Origin of the sequence: Paenibacillus sp. FSL R10-2778, from assembly GCF_038593035.1 — a bacterium.
In the GTDB taxonomy this organism is placed as follows: Bacteria; Bacillota; Bacilli; order Paenibacillales; family Paenibacillaceae; genus Paenibacillus_AQ; species Paenibacillus_AQ odorifer.
Genome location: NZ_CP151956.1, coordinates 2483828 through 2503295, shown reverse-complemented (window position 1 = coordinate 2503295; position 19468 = coordinate 2483828). Strand labels below are relative to the sequence as shown.

General features: G+C 44.0%; 19 protein-coding genes. 6 read left to right on the top strand and 13 right to left on the bottom strand.

Annotated elements, in window-relative coordinates; all coding sequences use genetic code 11:
* Positions 1-166: 166 nt before the first annotated feature.
* Positions 167-565, top strand: a complete 399-nt coding sequence (locus NST40_RS10920) for a cytidine deaminase (RefSeq protein WP_076186474.1) — start codon at positions 167-169, stop codon at positions 563-565.
* 392 nt (positions 566-957) lie between these two features.
* Here NST40_RS10920 and NST40_RS10915 read toward each other — a convergent pair whose 3' ends face one another.
* Entirely contained in the window at positions 958-3615 is a 2658-nt protein-coding gene (locus NST40_RS10915; RefSeq protein WP_076277459.1) for an adenosylcobalamin-dependent ribonucleoside-diphosphate reductase, read from the bottom strand.
* Positions 3616-4001: 386 nt separating this feature from the next.
* Here NST40_RS10915 and NST40_RS10910 point away from each other — a divergent pair, with 386 nt between their 5' ends.
* The 3 genes from NST40_RS10910 (at position 4002) to NST40_RS10900 (ending at position 7988) form a co-directional block, all read left to right on the top strand.
* Positions 4002-5747, top strand: a complete 1746-nt coding sequence (locus tag NST40_RS10910) for an SNF2-related protein (protein WP_076129985.1) — start codon at positions 4002-4004, stop codon at positions 5745-5747.
* Positions 5744-6808: a YqhG family protein gene (locus NST40_RS10905; protein ID WP_076277460.1), complete on the top strand. Its 1065-nt coding sequence runs from the start codon at positions 5744-5746 to the stop codon at positions 6806-6808. Before NST40_RS10910 ends, NST40_RS10905 begins: the two co-directional genes overlap by 4 nt.
* A 157-nt stretch (positions 6809-6965) precedes the next feature.
* Positions 6966-7988 (top strand): hypothetical protein, encoded by a 1023-nt coding sequence (locus NST40_RS10900; protein ID WP_076220063.1) that lies wholly within the window; start codon positions 6966-6968, stop codon positions 7986-7988.
* Positions 7989-8063: 75 nt separating this feature from the next.
* Here the strand turns inward: NST40_RS10900 and NST40_RS10895 are convergent, their stop codons facing one another.
* Positions 8064-8252, bottom strand: a complete 189-nt coding sequence (locus tag NST40_RS10895; protein ID WP_036689445.1) for a YqzE family protein — start codon at positions 8250-8252, stop codon at positions 8064-8066.
* 183 nt (positions 8253-8435) lie between these two features.
* Here NST40_RS10895 and NST40_RS10890 point away from each other — a divergent pair, with 183 nt between their 5' ends.
* On the top strand, positions 8436-9188 hold the full coding sequence (locus NST40_RS10890; protein WP_256719064.1) for an N-acetylmuramoyl-L-alanine amidase: 753 nt from the start codon (positions 8436-8438) through the stop codon (positions 9186-9188).
* Here NST40_RS10890 and NST40_RS10885 read toward each other — a convergent pair.
* The 3 genes from NST40_RS10885 to NST40_RS10875 form a co-directional block, all read right to left on the bottom strand.
* On the bottom strand, positions 9175-10035 hold the full coding sequence (locus tag NST40_RS10885) for a divergent polysaccharide deacetylase family protein (protein WP_081387580.1): 861 nt from the start codon (positions 10033-10035) through the stop codon (positions 9175-9177). The two genes, NST40_RS10890 and NST40_RS10885, sit on opposite strands and share 14 nt — an antisense overlap.
* A 105-nt stretch (positions 10036-10140) precedes the next feature.
* On the bottom strand, positions 10141-11226 hold the full coding sequence (locus tag NST40_RS10880; protein ID WP_076277461.1) for a glycerol dehydrogenase: 1086 nt from the start codon (positions 11224-11226) through the stop codon (positions 10141-10143).
* Between the two features lie 82 nt (positions 11227-11308).
* Positions 11309-12052 (bottom strand): SDR family oxidoreductase, encoded by a 744-nt coding sequence (locus tag NST40_RS10875; protein ID WP_076277462.1) that lies wholly within the window; start codon positions 12050-12052, stop codon positions 11309-11311.
* A 370-nt stretch (positions 12053-12422) separates the two neighbouring features.
* Here NST40_RS10875 and NST40_RS10870 point away from each other — a divergent pair, with 370 nt between their 5' ends.
* Positions 12423-12800, top strand: a complete 378-nt coding sequence (locus tag NST40_RS10870; RefSeq protein ID WP_342410666.1) for a hypothetical protein — start codon at positions 12423-12425, stop codon at positions 12798-12800.
* A gap of 24 nt (positions 12801-12824) precedes the next feature.
* Here the strand turns inward: NST40_RS10870 and NST40_RS10865 are convergent, their stop codons facing one another.
* The 8 genes from NST40_RS10865 to NST40_RS10830 all read right to left on the bottom strand — a co-directional run bounded on the left by NST40_RS10865 (position 12825) and on the right by NST40_RS10830 (position 19286).
* On the bottom strand, positions 12825-13415 hold the full coding sequence (locus NST40_RS10865) for a TetR family transcriptional regulator (RefSeq protein ID WP_076277463.1): 591 nt from the start codon (positions 13413-13415) through the stop codon (positions 12825-12827).
* 455 nt (positions 13416-13870) lie between these two features.
* On the bottom strand, positions 13871-14800 hold the full coding sequence (locus NST40_RS10860; RefSeq protein WP_076277464.1) for an alpha/beta hydrolase: 930 nt from the start codon (positions 14798-14800) through the stop codon (positions 13871-13873).
* 68 nt (positions 14801-14868) lie between these two features.
* Positions 14869-15276, bottom strand: a complete 408-nt coding sequence (locus NST40_RS10855; protein WP_076186455.1) for a MerR family transcriptional regulator — start codon at positions 15274-15276, stop codon at positions 14869-14871.
* Positions 15277-15460: 184 nt separating this feature from the next.
* Entirely contained in the window at positions 15461-15886 is a 426-nt protein-coding gene (locus tag NST40_RS10850) for a DinB family protein (RefSeq protein WP_076277465.1), read from the bottom strand.
* A gap of 3 nt (positions 15887-15889) precedes the next feature.
* Positions 15890-16417, bottom strand: coding sequence for a pyridoxamine 5'-phosphate oxidase family protein (locus tag NST40_RS10845; protein WP_076277466.1), 528 nt, complete (start codon positions 16415-16417; stop codon positions 15890-15892).
* Between the two features lie 44 nt (positions 16418-16461).
* Positions 16462-17241: an ABC transporter ATP-binding protein gene (locus tag NST40_RS10840; protein WP_076277467.1), complete on the bottom strand. Its 780-nt coding sequence runs from the start codon at positions 17239-17241 to the stop codon at positions 16462-16464.
* A gap of 1 nt (position 17242) precedes the next feature.
* Positions 17243-18232, bottom strand: a complete 990-nt coding sequence (locus tag NST40_RS10835; RefSeq protein ID WP_051491618.1) for an iron ABC transporter permease — start codon at positions 18230-18232, stop codon at positions 17243-17245.
* A gap of 16 nt (positions 18233-18248) precedes the next feature.
* Positions 18249-19286 carry an ABC transporter substrate-binding protein gene (locus NST40_RS10830; RefSeq protein ID WP_081387583.1) on the bottom strand — a complete coding sequence of 346 codons (1038 nt, stop codon included), beginning with the start codon at positions 19284-19286 and terminating at the stop codon, positions 18249-18251.
* Between the last annotated feature and the right edge of the window lie 182 nt (positions 19287-19468).

The window sequence follows — 19468 nt, the reverse complement described above, 5'->3', positions numbered from 1 at the left end:
TACTATATCTAGTTATATTTTAAAGCTATGATTCCCTAATGATGCTTATCGAGTAGTACATGTTGACAACCGTTTGGTGTGACTATAATATTAGAAGTCCTGCCAACCTTAAAGTTGGCGATAAGGGGACCGAAAGGTTCATTCTTATTTAAAAAGGGTGAGTATTATGAATAAAGAAGAATTAATGGAAAGCGCACGTAACACAAAGAAAGCTGCTTATGCCCCTTATTCTAAATTTCCAGTTGGAGCAGCCTTATTGCTTAAAGATGGAAATGTTATTAATGGAGTAAACGTAGAAAATGTATCTTTTGGCGCTACTAATTGTGCAGAGAGAACAGCAATCTTCACGGCTATTACAAAGGGCTATACTAAAGGTGATTTTCAGGCTATAGCTGTAGCAGGTGACACAATGGATTTTCTGCCGCCATGCAGTATCTGCAGACAAGTATTATCGGAATTCTGTTTGCCCGACATGCCTGTCTATTTAACCAATGAGAAAAAAGAGATCTTAGAGCTGAGTTTAAAGGATTTATTGCCTTATGCATTCAAGAATTTAGATATGTAAAAATAATTCCTCTCGTAGTGGAATAACAAAAACACGCGTACCTGTGTTAGACAAGTACGCGTGTTTTGTGTTAAAAAGCTTAGTCAGAACACAGAGTTCACAGAGCAGACACACCGCGTAAATACGTTGTTACTTACCAAATCGCAATTCCAACCTTATCTTTTTCTTTAAATGCTACCTTTATCATTTCCAAAGCATTTCTTACCCTAAATTCAATAAATTCTTTATCATAGTCTGTATGTAGTTCTATAGTATCTAAAACTCATTTAGTTAAAACCTCTCAATGAACATCATCAATAATAAAAAAAACAAGCGATCCATTGAGATAAAAGGTTAACACTTCCTCTCGATGATCGCTTGCTTTTAGTAGCTATGCTAGTCACAGTTCTAGTTTACCCGCAACGACTATACCCGCAATTGCCACAAGTCTTACAGCCCTCAATATTAATCAGCGAGGCGCTGCCGCAGGATGGGCAAAGGTCACGGGAAGCCGTGGCATGGTTATGTCCATGATGACCACCATGTCCATCTTCCGTAGCTGACGGAACGCTCGATTTCAACTCCGCATTTAATGCTTCATTGAAATCCTCCAGCTCCAAAGTTGCCGCAATCGGAGCAGGTACATGATCATCATGAGCATTGTTCAGCACATGTGATTCCAGTGCCTTAGCTACAGCGTCAGCAATGGATTCAACACGGTTCGCGCCGAAGCCGATAGCACCTGATCCGCCAATGCCTTTCAGATGTTTAATCAACAGCTCCACTTTCTCACCATGATCTCCGTAACGGAGGAACAAGGAGCAGACGCGGCCTAATGCTTCTGCCATAGCAAATACGTCAGAACCTGCTTTACCTACATTCAGGAAGATTTCAGCCGGTATTCCATCAAGGTCATTGATCGTAATATATGCCATCCCAAATGGTGTGTTGATTTTATAGGTAGCGCCGCGCAGAACCTGCGGACGTTTTTTGTATTGTTTATCCGCCTCTTTTGTAGTCACTTGAGGCGCTGGACTTGCTGCTACAACACTTGTACTCGCTTCTACAGTAGTTGTAGCTTCTTCTGCCGCAACCGGAGCGGCTTCTTTTTTGTCTTCCTTCTTCGTGGTTTCCAGAACTTGAACGTCACGACTTCCATCGCGGTAGATCGTAACACCCTTACAACCTAGATCAAAGGCCATTTCATATAGCTCAGCCGTCTCCTCAACCGTAAAGTCAGACGGGCAGTTCGCTGTTTTGGAAATAGAGCTATCTACCCAGCGTTGGATCGCTGCTTGCGCACGAATATGATCTTTAGCTGACAGATCCATCGAAGTTACAAAGTAGTCAGGCAGCTCTTCACCCGGATGAGCCTCCAGCCACTCTTGAGCGATTGGAACAAACTGTTCATCATAGCCAAGACGACTTTGACGGAAATATTTGAAGGCAAAATAAGGCTCAATTCCCGTAGAAGTACCTACCATTGTACCTGTACTACCTGTAGGTGCTTGTGTAATAACTGTAACGTTACGCATACCATGTTCACGAATCGCTTCGCCAACCTCTGGATACGCTTCGACTATATTTTTCATAAAGCCGCTCATTAGATATTTCTCAGTATCAAAAGCTAGGAAGGAACCCTTCTCTCCAGCAATTTCTGCCGAAGCAAGGTAGGCTTCACGAGCCATAAAGCCGTATAGCTTGTCCAGAAACTCCAACGATTCCGGGCTGCCGTAACGGATGTTCAATTTAATCATCAGCTCCGCCAATCCCATGGTTCCGAGACCCACGCGGCGTTCCTTTTTCTGATTCGCTTCATTTTCCGGGAAATGATAAGGTGTTTTATCAATTACATTGTCCAGAAAACGGACTGAATAACGGGTTGTAGTCGCAAGATCTTCCCAATCTACATCATGATTTTTCTCATCGTAGAACTTGGACAGGTTCACCGCAGACAGATTGCAGACTCCCCAGCCTGGCAGGCCTTGCTCTCCACAAGGATTTGTACAAATAATCGGGTTGAAATACCAGCTGTTAGACATCTGGTTATAGTATTCCATGAACACGACGCCTGGCTCAGCGGATTTCCATGCCGATTCAATGATCGTACGCCACACGTCACGCGCTTTTACGGTGCGATAATGGATAACGTTTTTGCCGGCAGCTTTCCACTTGTCGAGATCGCCATCCCATATTTCGTTATATTCAGGATCGGTTGTATCCGGGAATACGAGATCCCAGTCCAGATCTTCTTTTACAGCCTTCATAAAACCATTGCTCACACATACCGAAAGGTTAGCATTAGTGACTTGGCCCATCGTTTGCTTCACAGTAATGAAGTCCTCAACATCGGGATGCCAGTCATTAATCATCAGCATGAGCGCACCACGACGGCTGCCGCCTTGCTCAATAAGCCCCGTAGTATAACTAAACAAACCGCCCCAAGAAACGGAACCACTGGATGAACCATTAACCCCTCTAACAATCGCACGACGAGGACGCAATGAAGACAGGTTAATGCCTACACCGCCACCACGGGCCATAATCTCCGTCATTTCAGACAATGTCTGCATGATGCCGCCACGGCTGTCTTTTGGAGAAGGGATTACATAACAGTTGAACAATGTTAATTCTTCACTAGCACCTGCACCAGCCGCAATACGTCCACCCGGCACAAGCTTCCAATCATCCAGGATTGAACGGAATTTGCCCGCCCATTCTGCTTGAAGCTCAGGTGTCTTCTCTACAGAAGCCATCGCTGTGGATAGACGGTCCCACATTTCCTCAGGAGTTTTTTCTATATTAAGGGTCAACTTTTCAACATCCGATTTCACAAGTTCGCCACTGCGCGTCTTTACAGTTACGATTCGACCACTGCGCTCCACAATTTCTCCGACTTCCTTAGTTGGAAACTTCGGATCATCTTTGGTCAGCACCAATACAACATCGCCTACTTTAGCATTGTTGCTGTCTGCATCCTTCCAAGCATAACGATCCAAAAATATTTTTTCACTTAGCCCTTCAAGGCGTTGCTTACGTTCCACTTTACTCAATAAAAAAACCTCCCGCATGTGTAGTAGATATTAGTTTCCGGTCCAAGGTATGGGCCCACAACAAAAACTCCCTTACCATCCTCCACTGCTTAACAGGTGTATGTAGGAAGCTCATCTTGTCAATAACAAATACCAGCTAAGCACTCTATAAAAAATACATTTTCAAGCTTTTGTCACAATATATTGTGTGCGTCAGCTTTTAAACTATACCACATATTGTATCGAAGGTCTTATTCGAAAATAGAGTCAAGTTGCCGAATTATCGCAAACGTTGCTGCTTTTTCTCGCTCTTGCTCTCTTTTTTAAAGGCTATCGTGAAAAATAGGAGGTTATGAATTCTCTCGTTTACGAGCATACTACTCTTACGAATGGTGATATAAATCCGAGCTTGAGGAGGCTGCATTATGACGCAATTATTCCGTAATTCTCTACCCCAGCAAGGGGGAACACCCGCGCCGATACTGCCTGTTCCTCTTTCTTTTGACCGGAATTGGTTGCAAGATCTGGAGCTCAAATTGGAAAAGGGCGGCCCATGGGGAGACTACCGTTTATCTAAGCTTGCCGTACAAGGAGAGGAAACAGGTCTAGTAACGAGCTTCGATGAGCTGCAATGTATGAAGCATTTATCCGGCTTGTCCCCTCTTCCCCATCAGCTGGATACAGCGCATAAGGTTCTGTTCGAAATGTCAGGCCGCGCGATTCTTGCAGATGAGGTTGGACTGGGCAAGACCATTGAAGCAGGACTGGTGCTCAAAGAATATCTCGTACGCGGTCTTGTCTCCAAAGTGCTTATTCTCGTACCTGCTTCTCTAGTATTGCAATGGGTTCGTGAGCTGAATGCGAAATTCGGCATCACTGCTGTCGCTCAGAAAAAAGCCTATTCTTGGGGCAACGCCATAGTCGTCGCATCGATGGATACCGCCAAACGAGATCCTCATAAGGAAATCTTGCTGGAAAATGAATACGATATGTTGATCATTGATGAGGCTCACAAGCTGAAGAATAAAAAATCGACCAATTATCTATTTGTACAGCAATTACGCAAAAAATATTGCCTGCTGCTCACCGCGACTCCCGTTCAGAATGATCTGGGCGAACTCTTTAATCTGATCACTATACTGAAGCCGGGGCAACTTGGAAATCAGGGCGATTTTGCCTCGAATTTCGTGGTTGATAAACGCCAGCCCAAAAATGAAGGTCAACTGCGGGACGAGCTTTCGAAGGTCATGATCCGCAATCGCCGTGGTGAAGGTCCAGTTAATTTCACGAAACGAAAAGTCCGTAATATTCCCTTAGTTCTCTCCCAAGAAGAGAAAGATTTGTATAACAGTGTTACTTCCTTTGTCAAAGACCAGTATCAGGAATCCGGCGGCAATCTTAGCAGCATGCTTTCTCTGGTAACCCTTCAACGTGAGGTGTGCAGCAGCCGGGATGCCGTCTTTATCACTTTAGTTAATTTGATCAAAAAGCTGCCTGCGGATTCCCCAAAAAGAGACCGGATGATGGAGCTGCTACAGACCCTCCGTACCGTTAAAACAAACACTAAAGCTGAAACAACCTTAGCCCTCATTCAAGAAATGAATGAAAAGGTCATCGTTTTCACGGAATATCGAGCAACTCAAGAGTATTTACTACAGTATTTCCGTGAACATGGGCTGATGTGTGTCTCTTATTCCGGCGGAATGAACCGTGGAAAAAAAGATTGGATGATGGATCTTTTCCGCGGCCGGGCCCAAGTTATGATTGCAACGGAAGCCGGTGGTGAAGGAATTAACCTGCAATTTTGCCACCATATGATCAACTTTGATCTGCCCTGGAATCCCATGCGCGTGGAGCAACGTATCGGCCGTGTCCATCGGTTAGGGCAAGAAAATGACGTAGTGATCTACAACTTGTCTACGCAAGGCACGATTGAAGAACATATCCTGCATCTGCTGCATGAAAAAATCAATATGTTTGAAATGGTGATTGGCGGGCTGGATGTAATCCTGGAACGTTTTGAAAAGAAGGAATCGCTGGAGAAAAGTTTATACAAAATCATGCTCGAATCCCGCTCCGACGAAGAATTGCGGCATGAGCTGGACCATATTGGTGAATCCCTCAGTGAATTGACACAGGGTATTAAAAAAGAAAGTGGGACTGCGACATGACCCTCACCGCACAGGAAGTACGCAAGCATGTGATGGACTATCTTGATGCCACTGAATGCTCCATCATTGAGGCTTCGCCCCTTCACGTAACTGTGAAATTATCACCTAGAGCTGACAAAATGCTCACCGACCGGCCGTATTATTGGGGATTCGTGGAGCGCACAGGTGTAGATCCTGAGACCCTTTCTTTCACCTTTGTTTTTGATCCGGAAAAATACGACAGTCAAGCTGCAGTAGAGGTTCCCCCTATTGCAAATCGTAGTGCTGGCATTTTGAATCAAGTTGTCACCGGAAGCCTAACTACAGGCGGAACAAACGATGCAGAGGCCAGCGCTGACTTACTCGAATCCGCCTCCCCGGGCTCAGAAACAGTGAATGCTCCATCTACTGACCCGGAGGAAAGTATCCTAGCCCGCTACTTCGGAATTGTGCCGGCACTCCCACGAATTGGGCCAGGAATGATCCGCAGAGAGGATATTATTTACGGAAGCAAGCGATTGCAACAGATTTGGAACGCCGCTCGGGACGAAGGGAAATGCCTTTACTTATTTGAGGACCCGGGCAGCAGGCAGCGAAACACGCTGTTCTCTGCCGCTTACGAGCCATGGCTTAGTGTCTGCTATAAAGTGGAGATGAGCTGCGATTTGAAACGTGAAGAACTCCATTATCTTGGCATCTCCCTAACAAAGGGAACCATCATTGATGACTTTAATGCAAAAGTTTCCACAAAAGAGATGATGCCACGCTTGCCGGAAAATGTGCATATCCAGCCTTATGAAATGACAGTAGCAGCTGCTACCGACTTATTGGAAACTCATCTTACCGCTCAGTTAGCCGAACTGGACTACACTTGGGCAGAACAGGCACGTGAGCGGCTAAGGGTTGAACTGGACATCATTGATGTCTATTATGGAGAGCTGCTGAAGGAGCCTGACGAAGAAAAACGCCTAGCGACTCAAGAGCAGTATAATCGGCGTCGACAAGAGACCATTTGGCAATATGAGCCGCAAATCGCAGTTTCTGCGGTGACCTATGGACTGTTTCATCTGCGGAGCCTATAGAATGCGACCCTACTCGCTAAAAGCAGGCAAAAAAACAAGAGAACTTCCGCCTTCCGGCGCGACAGCAAGCAACAGCCTTTTTATAGCTTGTCCTCTACAATAAAAAGGAAGCTTTTTACTTTCTGATATTTCATAACAAAGAAAGGTGAACGACGCCATGAAAATAAGTGTACGGCGGAGGCTGCTTCTTGCAGGTCAAAGCTGCTTCCTCCTGCTTCTATGCATCGGACTCATCGCAACGAGCTCCGGTTCCTCTTCTGCGCTTGCCGCTTCCAGAGTAAGTGTAGTTGATTCAGTCACACAGGATTTGATACCTGTACTGCAGATGGATATCTTACCTTCACCCGGTACGGTCCAAGAATTTGCCAAGAGTACACTGAACAAGCTCGCAGCAGAAGCTCCATTTACAGCCTGGAAGGACGCAGGAATAGAATATTATCCTCTGGGTCCAGGTACTCATAGCTGGCTTGTCAACGTTATGAAAGGTGAACAGCGGATCGGCTACATGATCATTTCCGCTACGGATCAAGGTGGTTATATGCTTAGCGAATATGGAGCTGGCACTTACGGACTCCCCTATAGTTTATTAGAACTGCGCCAATTTTTGGTGCAGGAAGGACTTATACCTTCATCTTATACAGGAAAAATAAAACTCACAGCCTTATATGCACCACTTCTACCCGTATGGAAAATCGTCATTGACAATAAGACAATATTTATCAATGCTTCCGTGCCGCAAGTTTTACCGTGGACGCTAAGTAAAGCGGAAGAAGTGCTTAAAGGACAGCAGACAGAAACGGATGTAATCACTAACCTAACTACTGATTTGTCTCCGCTTTCGGCCTATCAAAGCGGGGGAACAGATGATCCTTATAAAGATATCATGTGGTTGACCTCCCCAAAACTGCTTGCTGTAGGCGGTGACAATATCGCCACACTGATTCGTCCCAAGGAAAGTATTGCTTATCAAGCCGCTGGCCGAAATGATATCGTAGGGGCACCTTTTATGATTACAGGTTATCAAAACTGGTTGCCTGCTTCGAATAAAACAAAAGCAATAAACAACATGCCTACCGTTTACGCAGCATCAGGGCCAGAAGGAAGACGGTATTTGCCACTCACTGCCTTGCAGGCTATAGGAACACTGCACAAGCTGCCCGACAGAAATATCTATAACTAAACATAACAAATAACCTTCCGCTGCCACCCTCAACAAGGCACTGGAAGGTTATTTGTTATTTGTTATTTGTGAAATTCAATCCTTGTCACTGTGGCTCCATTTGCTTCGCCAGATCGACCAACCAAGCGGAAGCATACCGAACCATTTCTGTGACCACGGCTGCTTTGTAGCCGCTCTACGAGCATGAATGGCACGCGGATCCTCGATATAAACAACTACCTTCTCAGTGATATACTTTACAAGCTCATCGCCGCCGGAAGCCATTTGTAACACCTCCTACATTGTAAGTGAATTAAGATAGCCAGCGTCGTTCCATGCTCTTAGTGTGCACCACCGAGCATATATCTAAACTCTTGTCTCGAATTGTTCGAATAGGTTTACCTATTAAAGCACAATATAACAAAGAATCTAGGGCACGAGGTTATTCACATGCAAGGAGGAGTTCATTTGAACATTGGGAGAAATAAAGCTTATTCCAAGACAGCAGCTGCAATATGCGGCTTGCGTATTACTTTAACCACAGTTGGACTTCTAATGCTGTTTATGGGGAGTGCATATGCTACTGCAACTCCATCCAAACCCGTAGTGAATGATGAACGTCAGCATCTCTTAAGCCACGGCCACCGGATGATCTTAATTGATGCAGGACATGGGGGGATCGACGGAGGAACTTCCTACGGCAACATTCTTGAGAAGGATATTACATTAGATATCTCACGCCGATTATTTCTGCTGCTGCGCAGCGATGGATTTGACGTTGCCTTAAATCGTAATGGAGATTACGCCCCAAGCGATGAGAACCGCTGGCTGCGCAGTAAATCCCGGCATCTGCGCGACCTCGCTCAGCGTAAAGAGCTGGCTGAGACATTACCAGCTACTGTAGTGGTCAGCATCCATGTTAACTGGGCAACTTCACCATCCAAGCATGGACCACTTGTATTATATCGCCAAGAAGGCCGCAGCTTTATTCTTGCCCAGACCATTCAGCAACAATTAAACAGTCTCTATAATATCCAGGCTGAGACAAGACCAGGTAAACCTTTTTATTTACTCAACAAAATAACCGCCACAACCGTAATTGTTGAGGCGGGTTTTGTAAGCAGTCCGACAGATCGCGAAAAGCTGTGCACCCCTAAAGGGCAACAAGAAATTGCTGAAGCAATTGCTGGCGGCATAGTAGCTTATCTTATGGAAGTGTAGGATTCGAGTTCCATTTCATTTCGTTTTTAACGAGATCAGAAATGCCTATAAATTCAACATCATCTTTTATTTGCTCCACACCGCTGCGGATGCCTGCGGCGGTTTCTTTTCCATATACACCAACATGACCAATGGTTACGCAGAATCGTTGATCCTTCGCCAGATTATTTACTAGACCCATTTGTTTCAGCACATGATTAGCTGTGTGTGTATCATCCAAAAAGATATGGTTCTCTACGCGCGGCAGCCCCATTCGATAAGCCATATTGCCAGCAACAGAACGGTAGTTGGTTTTACTGTCCACAAAAAACAATCCCCGCTCTTTGCATACGGATAAGATCACACCCATAATCCGTTCGTCCCCAGTAATTTTAGAGCCCATGTGGTTGTTTATACCGATAGCATAGGGCACATTATCGAGCGCTGCCTCCACCTTTTGACGCACTTCCTCATCAGACATCTTAGCCAGTATAGCTCCGGGTCCAAGCCATTTAGGATTCCCTTGGCGGGGCTCCATCGGCAAATGGACCAGAACATCATCTCCGCGTTCATGCGCGCGTGTGGCATCCTTCACAGATGTAGGCAAAAAGGGCATAACCGCCACAGTAAGCTTTATTGGCAACGAAAACATTTCATCCGTCCCCTTCATGCCATTGCCGAAATCGTCAATAATAATTACGACCTTATTACGTTGAGATGTCTTCTCTTCACTTGGTGTGTTTGTAGGGTTGTCTCTGGACTCGGCAGCTGAAACAGACGGTGCCATGGGAGCGATTAAAGTAACCATTAAAGCAGCAACAGCAATCCAAATTAGTAAATAACGATTAAACTTTCGACTGTCCTTCATCAAGAGGAACGCCTCCTTCGTCTTAAACAATTGTTCTCATTGTTTGGTTCACGAAGGTTAAATATGTACGGGGAGGGTTCGCAATAATTTACAATAGGGCTTTTTCTATTGTCCCCGCGCGTCTGCGGCAAGAATTGCTTCCAGCACATCCACAGCTTGAACTTCAAAGGGCATATTCCAGACGGGGCTATCCTCAGAACAGCTAGCTTCCGCCACCATCACCAATGGATCAATATCCTTACTAGTAATTCCAAGATCGTTGAGAGTAACGGGAAGACCGATTTTTTTGCAGAAACCAATCACCTGATCAATCTCTTCATATGGTGCTTTCTCCAGTACAAGCTGAACGATCGTAGCAAAAGCAACCTTTTCACCATGAAGAGTATTCCTGCATTCCTCATGCAGCGTCAATCCATTATGAATCGCATGCGCCGCAGCAAGTCCTCCACTTTCAAACCCAATGCCACTCAAGTAAATATTGGCTTCAATGATATGTTCCACCGCAGGAGAGGTGATGCCTTGCTTAATATCTTTTAATGCCGTTTCACCCTCTGCAAGAAGGGTATCCAGACAGGCACGAGCTAATGAAAGGGCTGCAATTGTGCTAGTCCCACCTGCGTGTGTAATAGCCCCAGATTCTCGACAAGCTCTTGCTTCGTAAAAAGTGGACAAAGCATCACCCATTCCGGCAACAAGCAATCTTGCAGGAGCTTTAGCAATGATATCGACGTCTACGATAACCAGATCGGGATTTCTTTTTAGTGGAAGATAACAGTCAAAGTCTCCCTCATCCGTATACAACACTGATAAAGCACTGCAAGGTGCATCCGTTGAAGCCACTGTGGGTACAATAACTACCGGGAGGTTACTCATGTGGCTTACTGCTTTTGCCGTATCTAAAGTCTTGCCACCACCAATTCCTATAATGACTTCCGCATCCTTCAAGCCAAGTGCTGCAACTATCTCATTAACCTGATTACGGCTACACTCGCCCTTGAATTCACACATCACTAGTGGCATTTCGTTCATTTCAAAACTGTATGTGATCTCATTTTTGTACACAGAGAAAATATAAGGATCAATAATGGCATAAGCTCTTGTCGCTCCAAGCTGCAAACAATAATCTCCCAGCTTACGAATTTCACCATGTCCTTGTATATATTTAGTCGGTGAGCAGATGATCTGCGTCATGGTTCACTCCTCCTTTTATTTACATTCATATTAGAAGGATTAACCACATTCAGCTATTAAAAAGATCCCTTTAACCACCAGCTTAAATGAATCCACCATTCACACGGATCGTTTGCCCTGTAACCCACTGTGATTCTTTACTGGCTAAGAACAACACAATGCTTGAGATATCCTCAGGCTCACCTAAACGTCCAAAGGAATTCATATTCCCCACGGTCGCAATCTCTTCCGCTGATTTCCCTACGGTAAATAACTCCGTATTCACAGGTCCAGGTGAAACAGCATTGATAGTGATTCCTTTTCGTCCAAATTCTTTGGCCAGCTGACGAGTGATTTGTTCCACTGCTCCCTTAGTTCCTGCATAGACGCTGTAGGTCGGGAACATTTGACCCGTAACGGAAGTTGAAAAATTGATAATCCGTCCGTTATCATTCATATATTTAGCTGCTTGCTGGCAAGCAAAAAAGGTGCCTTTTACATTTATCGCAAACTGCTTGTCGAAATCTTCTTCCGTCATATTTAGTATCGGCTTCGTAATCATAATCCCGGCGTTGTTGACGAGAATGTCGAGTTGTCCATAGGCTTCTAGTGTGGTTTGGAATAATTGTTCAAGTTCTGCCACCTGGCTGATGTCTGCCCGAATAGCGACGGCCTCTCCACCCTTTTGTTTAATACCGGTTACGACTTCCTCGGCTTTGCCGGGGTTACTCGAATAGTTAACGACCACCTTCGTACCCTGTTGTGCCAAGTTCTCCGCAATCTCCCGGCCCATGCCTCTCGATGCACCTGTTACTAATGCTACTTTTCCAGCTAAATTCTGATTCATAATTACTCCTCCTATCACTTTGTCCTTCTTGTTGGTCTGATTATAAATCGATCAATTACAAATTACAAGTGACATTTTTTAATATTTGTCATTTGAATTTATTTTTTCACATATTTCACAACAGTTACTCGATTCAGCCTAATTACGGGATTTATACCGTTCATTCGCCCCTAGTTGCTCAATTCAGACTAATCTACGGGATTTATACCGTTCATTCGCCGCTAGTCGCTCACAATTCAATCATATCTACGGGATTTATACCGTTCATTCGCCGCAAGTCGCTCAATTCAGCCTAATCTACGGGATTTATACCGTTTATCTGCTGCTAGTCGCTCAATTCAATCAAATCTACGGGATTTATACCGTTCATTTGCTGCAAGTCGCTCCACTCAGCCTGATCTACGGGATTTATACCGTTCATTTGCTGCAACTCGCACAATTCAGACTAAACTACGGGATTTATACCGTTCATTCGCCCCTAGTTGCTCAATTCAGACTAATCAACTGGATTTATACCGTTCATCTGCTGCTAGTCGCTCAATTCAATCAAATCTACGGGATTTATACCGTTCATTTGCTGCAAGTCGCTCCACTCAGCCTGATCTACGGGATTTATACCGTTCATTTGCTGCAACTCGCACAATTCAGACTAAACTACGGGATTTATACCGTTTATCTGCTGCAAGTCGCTCAATTCAGCCTAATCTACGGGATTTATACCTCTTTAAGACACAAAAAAACCTCCTGAATATCAGAAGGTTTTAAGTAGATGTTACAAACAAATTCCGGAAAGGATCAAATCCCAAACGGAGGCGAAATCCTGATCAATCGTAGCCGACTGCCACTCTATAGCATGTGCTGGATGATGATACCGCGAAGTAGCATTAAAAATTGCTCTAGCCGTTACCACTGGTTCAACCACTCTATACTCTTTGGATTGTATGCCTTGTTCAATAATGCCTGCGATTTGCCCAATTAATTGATCTACGTGTAGGGTAATCATATCCACCGCTTCTAAAGTTACAGCTGCGTACATAGCAAACATTTCGGCATCATCCACAGCATAGGTGCGTTTACTACGAATCAACGTATCCATCCATAATCGGAGCTGCTCTTTGGCATTCCCATCAAAATGCTCTGAAATATTCTTTAAAGGCTCTGAAATATTATACTGCAACCATCTTTCGGTTACGGCTTCTCGCAAAGCAGATTTACTGGAAAAATGTCTATACAACGTACCATGACTTACTTTAAGCACCTTCGCTACATCTACAACAGAAGTCTTGTCCGGGCCAAAACGCCGGAGCACTTGTTCAGCCGCGTCCAAAATGTTTTCTTTTGATAATGGAAGATCATTCGACATATGTATTCCCCTCGCTCTATCTCTGGTGGTAATTATCATAGCATATTATGTTCAAAAACGAACTGACAATATTACCACTTTGTCATTCGTTAAATCATTATCAGTATATACTCGCACCCAATTATTAAACTTAGGTCCCAGTTTAGTATCTTATTTTCCGTAGCCCCCGTACTACATGAATTCGGACTGAGGAGCCCTTATTTTCAGAAATCACCGTAATTCGCCATGCTATCGGACTCCAATGCGGCTATTCACCCAAATCCCCACCTTTTCGGCATTCTAATGTGCTAATAAGAGCTATGCAGTCCGAAAAGTTAGCCAAACACGCTAAATTGAGCAAATAGCTGCAATACGGTCCGTTACGATGAAGAAGCCCAACATCTAGCAATCCGCCTTCTGCCAACCTAACGATTTCACCAAAAAACCTCCTTGATCTCTCAAGAAGGCGGGTAATATCAGCTGCTTTTTTGCTCAATCCGATCTAACCTCATCCTAACAAACTTACCGACATTCGCAATCGCTTGCTGCGCCTCTGGCAGCATATAAGCTAAAAAGTGAAAGACACTCCACATGTTCTCCCATATTTCCAGTTCTACATGAACATCCGCAGCTTGTGCTCGTTCAGCCAACCTCGTTGCATCACTTAACAATACCTCGTGGTCGCCTACTTGAACAAGTAAATCAGGTAATCCCTGCAAATCCAACCTTAAGGGAGATAATATAGGAGCTAGTTCTATCCGAGCACCTAGATAAACATCAATTATTCGTTTATTTCCGTCTAAGCTGCCTGTTGGATCAAACTCCGCTCGACTCAGATACGATTCACCATCCAAATGGACGAGATCTGTATGCGGCGAGATTAAAAAAGCACCCGCCGGCAATTCCCCACCCGCATCCCGTATAGTAATCAACGTCATCAGCGCAAGGCTGGCTCCAACAGAATCCCCTCCAAGCACGACATTCCCGGCAGAATATCCATTCGCGAGCAGCCACAGATAAGCGTCTATACAATCTTCATTAGCAGCCGGATAAGTAAACTCTGGTGCCAAGCGATATTCAATGATCAGGATCTTCGTGCCACTAGATTTTGCAATTCGTGTAACCAGATCCCGATAAAATTCACAAGTCCCCGAAATAAAACCCCCACCGTGGAAATAAAGGATCACTTCATCAGCGAGTAGAGCAGAATTCACAGGAATAATCCACTCTCCGGTTAAGGGTCCAATCATGACCCGCTCGACGATAACATCCGTAGGACTGGGCATGTTCGCAGCCGTCGCATCCATCTCCTGCCGTATTTGACCGATAGACTTGCTATCCAATCGGTTGCTTTGTCGCAAATAATCTTTGATCGCTGCAAGCTGCTCTGTACTTGTCTTTTCCATCTCGTAAATCCCTCCTACAATTCTTTTCAACTCAGATTGTAAAGTCTGTAGGAGACTACAAGGTCAAGTTAAGAATCCATTTTTAGGATTTCGAGCGTGGACTGTACGCCTGGATGTTTATCTGTGGCTAACAAATTTTTCCTCAAATCTGCGAGGGCTGTTAGTTTTATTTCCTGTTTTGCAATTTCGCCACGAACTCGATCCATTTTCTTATCCACAACAGTTACAAAATCAGCTATACTAATGCCGCTGCTTTCAGATTTAGTGAGTGCCTTCTTAATTTCCTTTAAAGTGAAACCACACAATTTAGCATTATGTATAAAAACAAGTCGGCTAAGCACCTCATCCGAATAAAGACGATAACCAGCTTCCGAACGTAAGGGAGTGCTAATTAATCCGAGCTCTTCATAATACCTTAACGTCTCCATATTCACATTCGCCATTTTGGCAATTTGGCCTCGCAAGTACTCTGTCATAATCAGTGCCCCCTTAGAATTCCCTATATTATACCAAACAGAGGCTGCAGAGGACATCAAAAGGACATCAAAGGGACATCAAAAGAACGTCAACAACTACCCAAACTCCTTTTTAAAAACTCCTTATTTACGCACAAAAAAAACGACATTTCTGCCGTTTTCTCATCAATCATTTCCCAATTCACTATACTTCACTTCGAACTGCATTTTTCTTAATAAGCGAAATCTGTCCGGCATGAATGCCTGTATGATACATAAGTCTGCCTATCGCTTCAAGCGGTGTAGATGTGCCAAAAGCCGACTCCACACTCACATGCCATGCTTCTTCCGGAAGCTCCTGCATCGCAGCAGTTAGATTCTCATTGGAAACAGTCAGCAGATCAACGAGTTCATTCAATGTAGAATATGCCGCCTTGTCGCTTTGAGGATTAGGTCTTCCAAAAAACGACTCTGCGAACATAAACTCAACTTCTGCATTATGCTGAATTAATCCCCCAATCGTAGAGTTCCCTAGCTTAAGGTTAAGATCTTCTTCCGGCAAAGCCTTCACCATTTTATGAAATCGCGTTTGCACCGCTTGCCAGATTGGCAACACTGAAGTGAAAGTCATAGATTATTGGCTCCCTTGTACAGTGGCTTCTTCGTCTTTTTTCTTGTCGATCACCACATGGTTGAACAGGTTCGCATCAACGTCGATGTCAAAGGCCAAGCCAAAACCAACAACATACCGCCCTTGGAGAGGGGTCAATTCAAACAATGAAAAATCCAATCCACGCAGCAAATTCACCATTGCCGCCCCATGATCAGCATTAAACAATTCAAAGATCTCCTCATGCCCGTCATTCCCGATATTGCTTGATGTGCAATTCCACCGCACACGTTCCGTTGCAAATTTATTATTCGTCGCAGACTCATCTGCAATTAGAAGCGCATCTACAAAATCGTTATTTTCCATATATCTGTAATGCTCGGCGATCTTACTAATGTAGATATACAGCTTGCCTTCATGCTTAACAAAAGGAGCATAGCTGATAAAAGGTTTTCCTTCGTCATCAATCAAGCTCAAAATCAGATTTTTACGATTCGCAATAAATTGCAAATAGTTTTCTTTATTTTTTTCAACATCTACAGGCTTCTTCATTATAAAATCCCTCCATTAATAGGTTATGTAATCTAGCCACGAATCTAGCGAACGGTACTTAGCAAATGAATACGAGGTTTCGTCTCTGTAGGAACATATTGAACTTCGGCATCCATTCGGTATATATCCCGGATCATTCCGGTGGTCATAACTTCATTTGGTGTCCCATACATCGCTTTTTCACCCGCCTGCACCACAACAATACTATCACTATAGGTAGAGGCTTGATTGAGGTCATGCAACACCATCACGACAGTCATTCCCATGTCTTGATTTAGCTCACGTACTAACTCAAGAACTTCATGCTGATGCGAAATATCCAAGTAAGTGGTCGGTTCGTCAAGCAACATAACCAAAGGACGCTGCGCCAAGGCCATAGCAATCCAAGCACGCTGTGATTCACCACCGGATAACGAGGAAACGGCTCGATCCTTATAATCCTTTAAATGTGTCTTCTCCAGTGCCCAGTCGACAATGTCCATATCCTCATGATTTAATTTTTCGAACCATTTTTTATGTGGATACCTACCATAGGAGACGAGATCGATCACAGTCATATCATTAGGTGCTTGGTTCTTCTGGCTCAGCATACACATTTTTCGAGCGACTTGTTTGGCAGTCATAGACTTTAGATCCGTACCCTCGAGTGTGACTGCACCCGTATGATATGGAATTAGCCGTGATACCGCCTTAAGCAATGTAGATTTACCTGAGCCGTTTGGTCCTATAATCGAGACGATTTCACCCTTTTTTACGGAAAAAGAGAAGTTGTTAATAATGTTTTTCTGCTCATACCGAATCGAAATAGAATCGACAGTAAACATGTTAGAACGCCTTCTTTCTCATCAGGTATAGAAAATAAGGTCCACCGATCACCGCCATAAGGATACCCGCAGGAATATCTAAAGGTGCAAATAGGGTACGTCCACCTGTATCTGCTATCAACAATACCAATGCACCAAGTCCCATACTCATCGGCAAAAGAAATTTATAGTCTGAACCCACCAACAATCGAGCCATATGTGGCACAACAAGCCCTACAAAGCCAATCATCCCAATAGCCGCTACAGAGATAGCCGCTAGAAATACTGCCAGCAAGGAAAGTAGAATACGAATTCGGTCCACATTTTCACCTAAATTCGAAGCTACCTGATCCCCTAAACGTATAATATTCGCCTTGCGGATCGCGAAAAAGGATAATATCCAGCCTGCTATGGCATACGGGAAAACCATCATCAAGGCATTGTTCCCTTTAGCAGCCAGACTGCCGTTTAACCATTGGACCGCTGCCGGAAGTCTGTCGCTGTACATGATGGTCAGGAGTCCTATTAATCCCCCGCAAAGAGCATTCACAGCAACTCCTGATAAAATAATAGTGATGGGCGAAATACCGGTTCTTCTCCACGCTAATGCATATACAATCCCTGCAGCAATTAGTCCACCCACAAAAGCCGCAATTGGAATGAACTCCGTATATTGTGGAGCTGCAAGCATAATGACAAGCACACATGCAGCCGCTCCACTCGTTACACCGGTCAATCCTGGATCAGCAAGTGGGTTGCCCATCACGGCTTGCAGAAGAGCACCCGAAACCGCGATATTTGCCCCAATGATCATCGCCAGTAATACACGCGGCAAACGAATATCCCATATAATGGTCGCATTCACCGCTTTTGCCGCTGAACCAAAGATCGTGCTTAGGATGTCTGGTATAGGAATGTATACTGAGCCTAGTCCAATCGCAATTATAGCGGCAACGAGCGCAAGTGCTAACGTTACAATAACAATAATTCTGCTACGAGATGTATTTATCACTTGCTGTCTCCTTTAATTATTCATAGAAGTATTTTGCAATTTCGGTTAAGGCTGTCTCCGCGTTAATAATAGAAGTGACACCGAATACGCTGTAATCTAGAATGTTGATTTTGTTATTTGCATAAGCCGAAAGCTTTGTCCAAGTTTCATTTTTCTCTATTTCTTTTTTGAACTTATCCTCAGTCGCTCCGTGATCGCCTGAAGCGAGTACGAGAATGATGTCTGGATCAGCGGCTACAATGTTCTCCATATTGATAGGTGAGTAAGTGTCAGTAACTTGCAATACAGAAGTTGCGATGTTATCAGCACCAAGCTTTTTAACCAAGCTACCTAAATAAGATTTCTCACTCATAACCATAAAAGAATCTGCGGTTCCGATTACTAGCAGCACGCTTGGCAGTTCTTTGCCTTCGGCTAATTGACTCAGCTCATTTTCTTTGTTCAAAATCTTAGTTAAAGCAGCATTCATTTCATCTTTTTTATTAAAATAAGTGCCTAATACTTTGAGACTAAGCTTTAGATCCTCGAATGATTCTGTTCTCAAATATGCTTTTTGTAGGTCGATTCCTTCTAGCGATTTGTCCAATGTGCTGCGAAGAGATTCCGCTCCCAGCAGCAAGTCCGGTTCGAGTTTGGTTACTACCTCCAGATCCGGCGCCATGGGTGATCCAATACGATCAATTGTTTCGAAATCAGCAGGGATTGGATTCGTTGAAGTTGGTACACCTACCGGTGTTATGCCGAGCAAATAAAGCATTTCTGTTAACGGTACAGAAGTTGTTACAATACGCTCCGGTACTTTGGCTGGGAATTGGCTTAACGCTTCGTTGAACAACGCTTCATCCACACCATCATTCTCCAGACTGTACACCTTGCCGGCAGCTTCCGCTGTATTTGCTACTTCTGTTGTTTTTGCTGCATTTGCTTCTTTCGATTCATTAGAGGTTGTATTCGTTACCGCTTCATTTTTTGGATTGTCCGCTGTATTTGTAGACGAACATGCAGTCATTGCCGTAAGCGCTGCAATAACCAGTAGCACTAATATTTTTTTCAAAATCTATCCCTCCAAATATGTATATTTATACATTTCATGTAGTGATAATGATTTTCATTTTCACTCATCGATTCCTATGATAATCGTTATCAATGAGAAGTGTCAAGAATTTTATTTTAATTTTAAATAAGAAGGAATTTCATTATTGTCCGTTGAAGCCAACTAGCATTTCTAATAAAAAA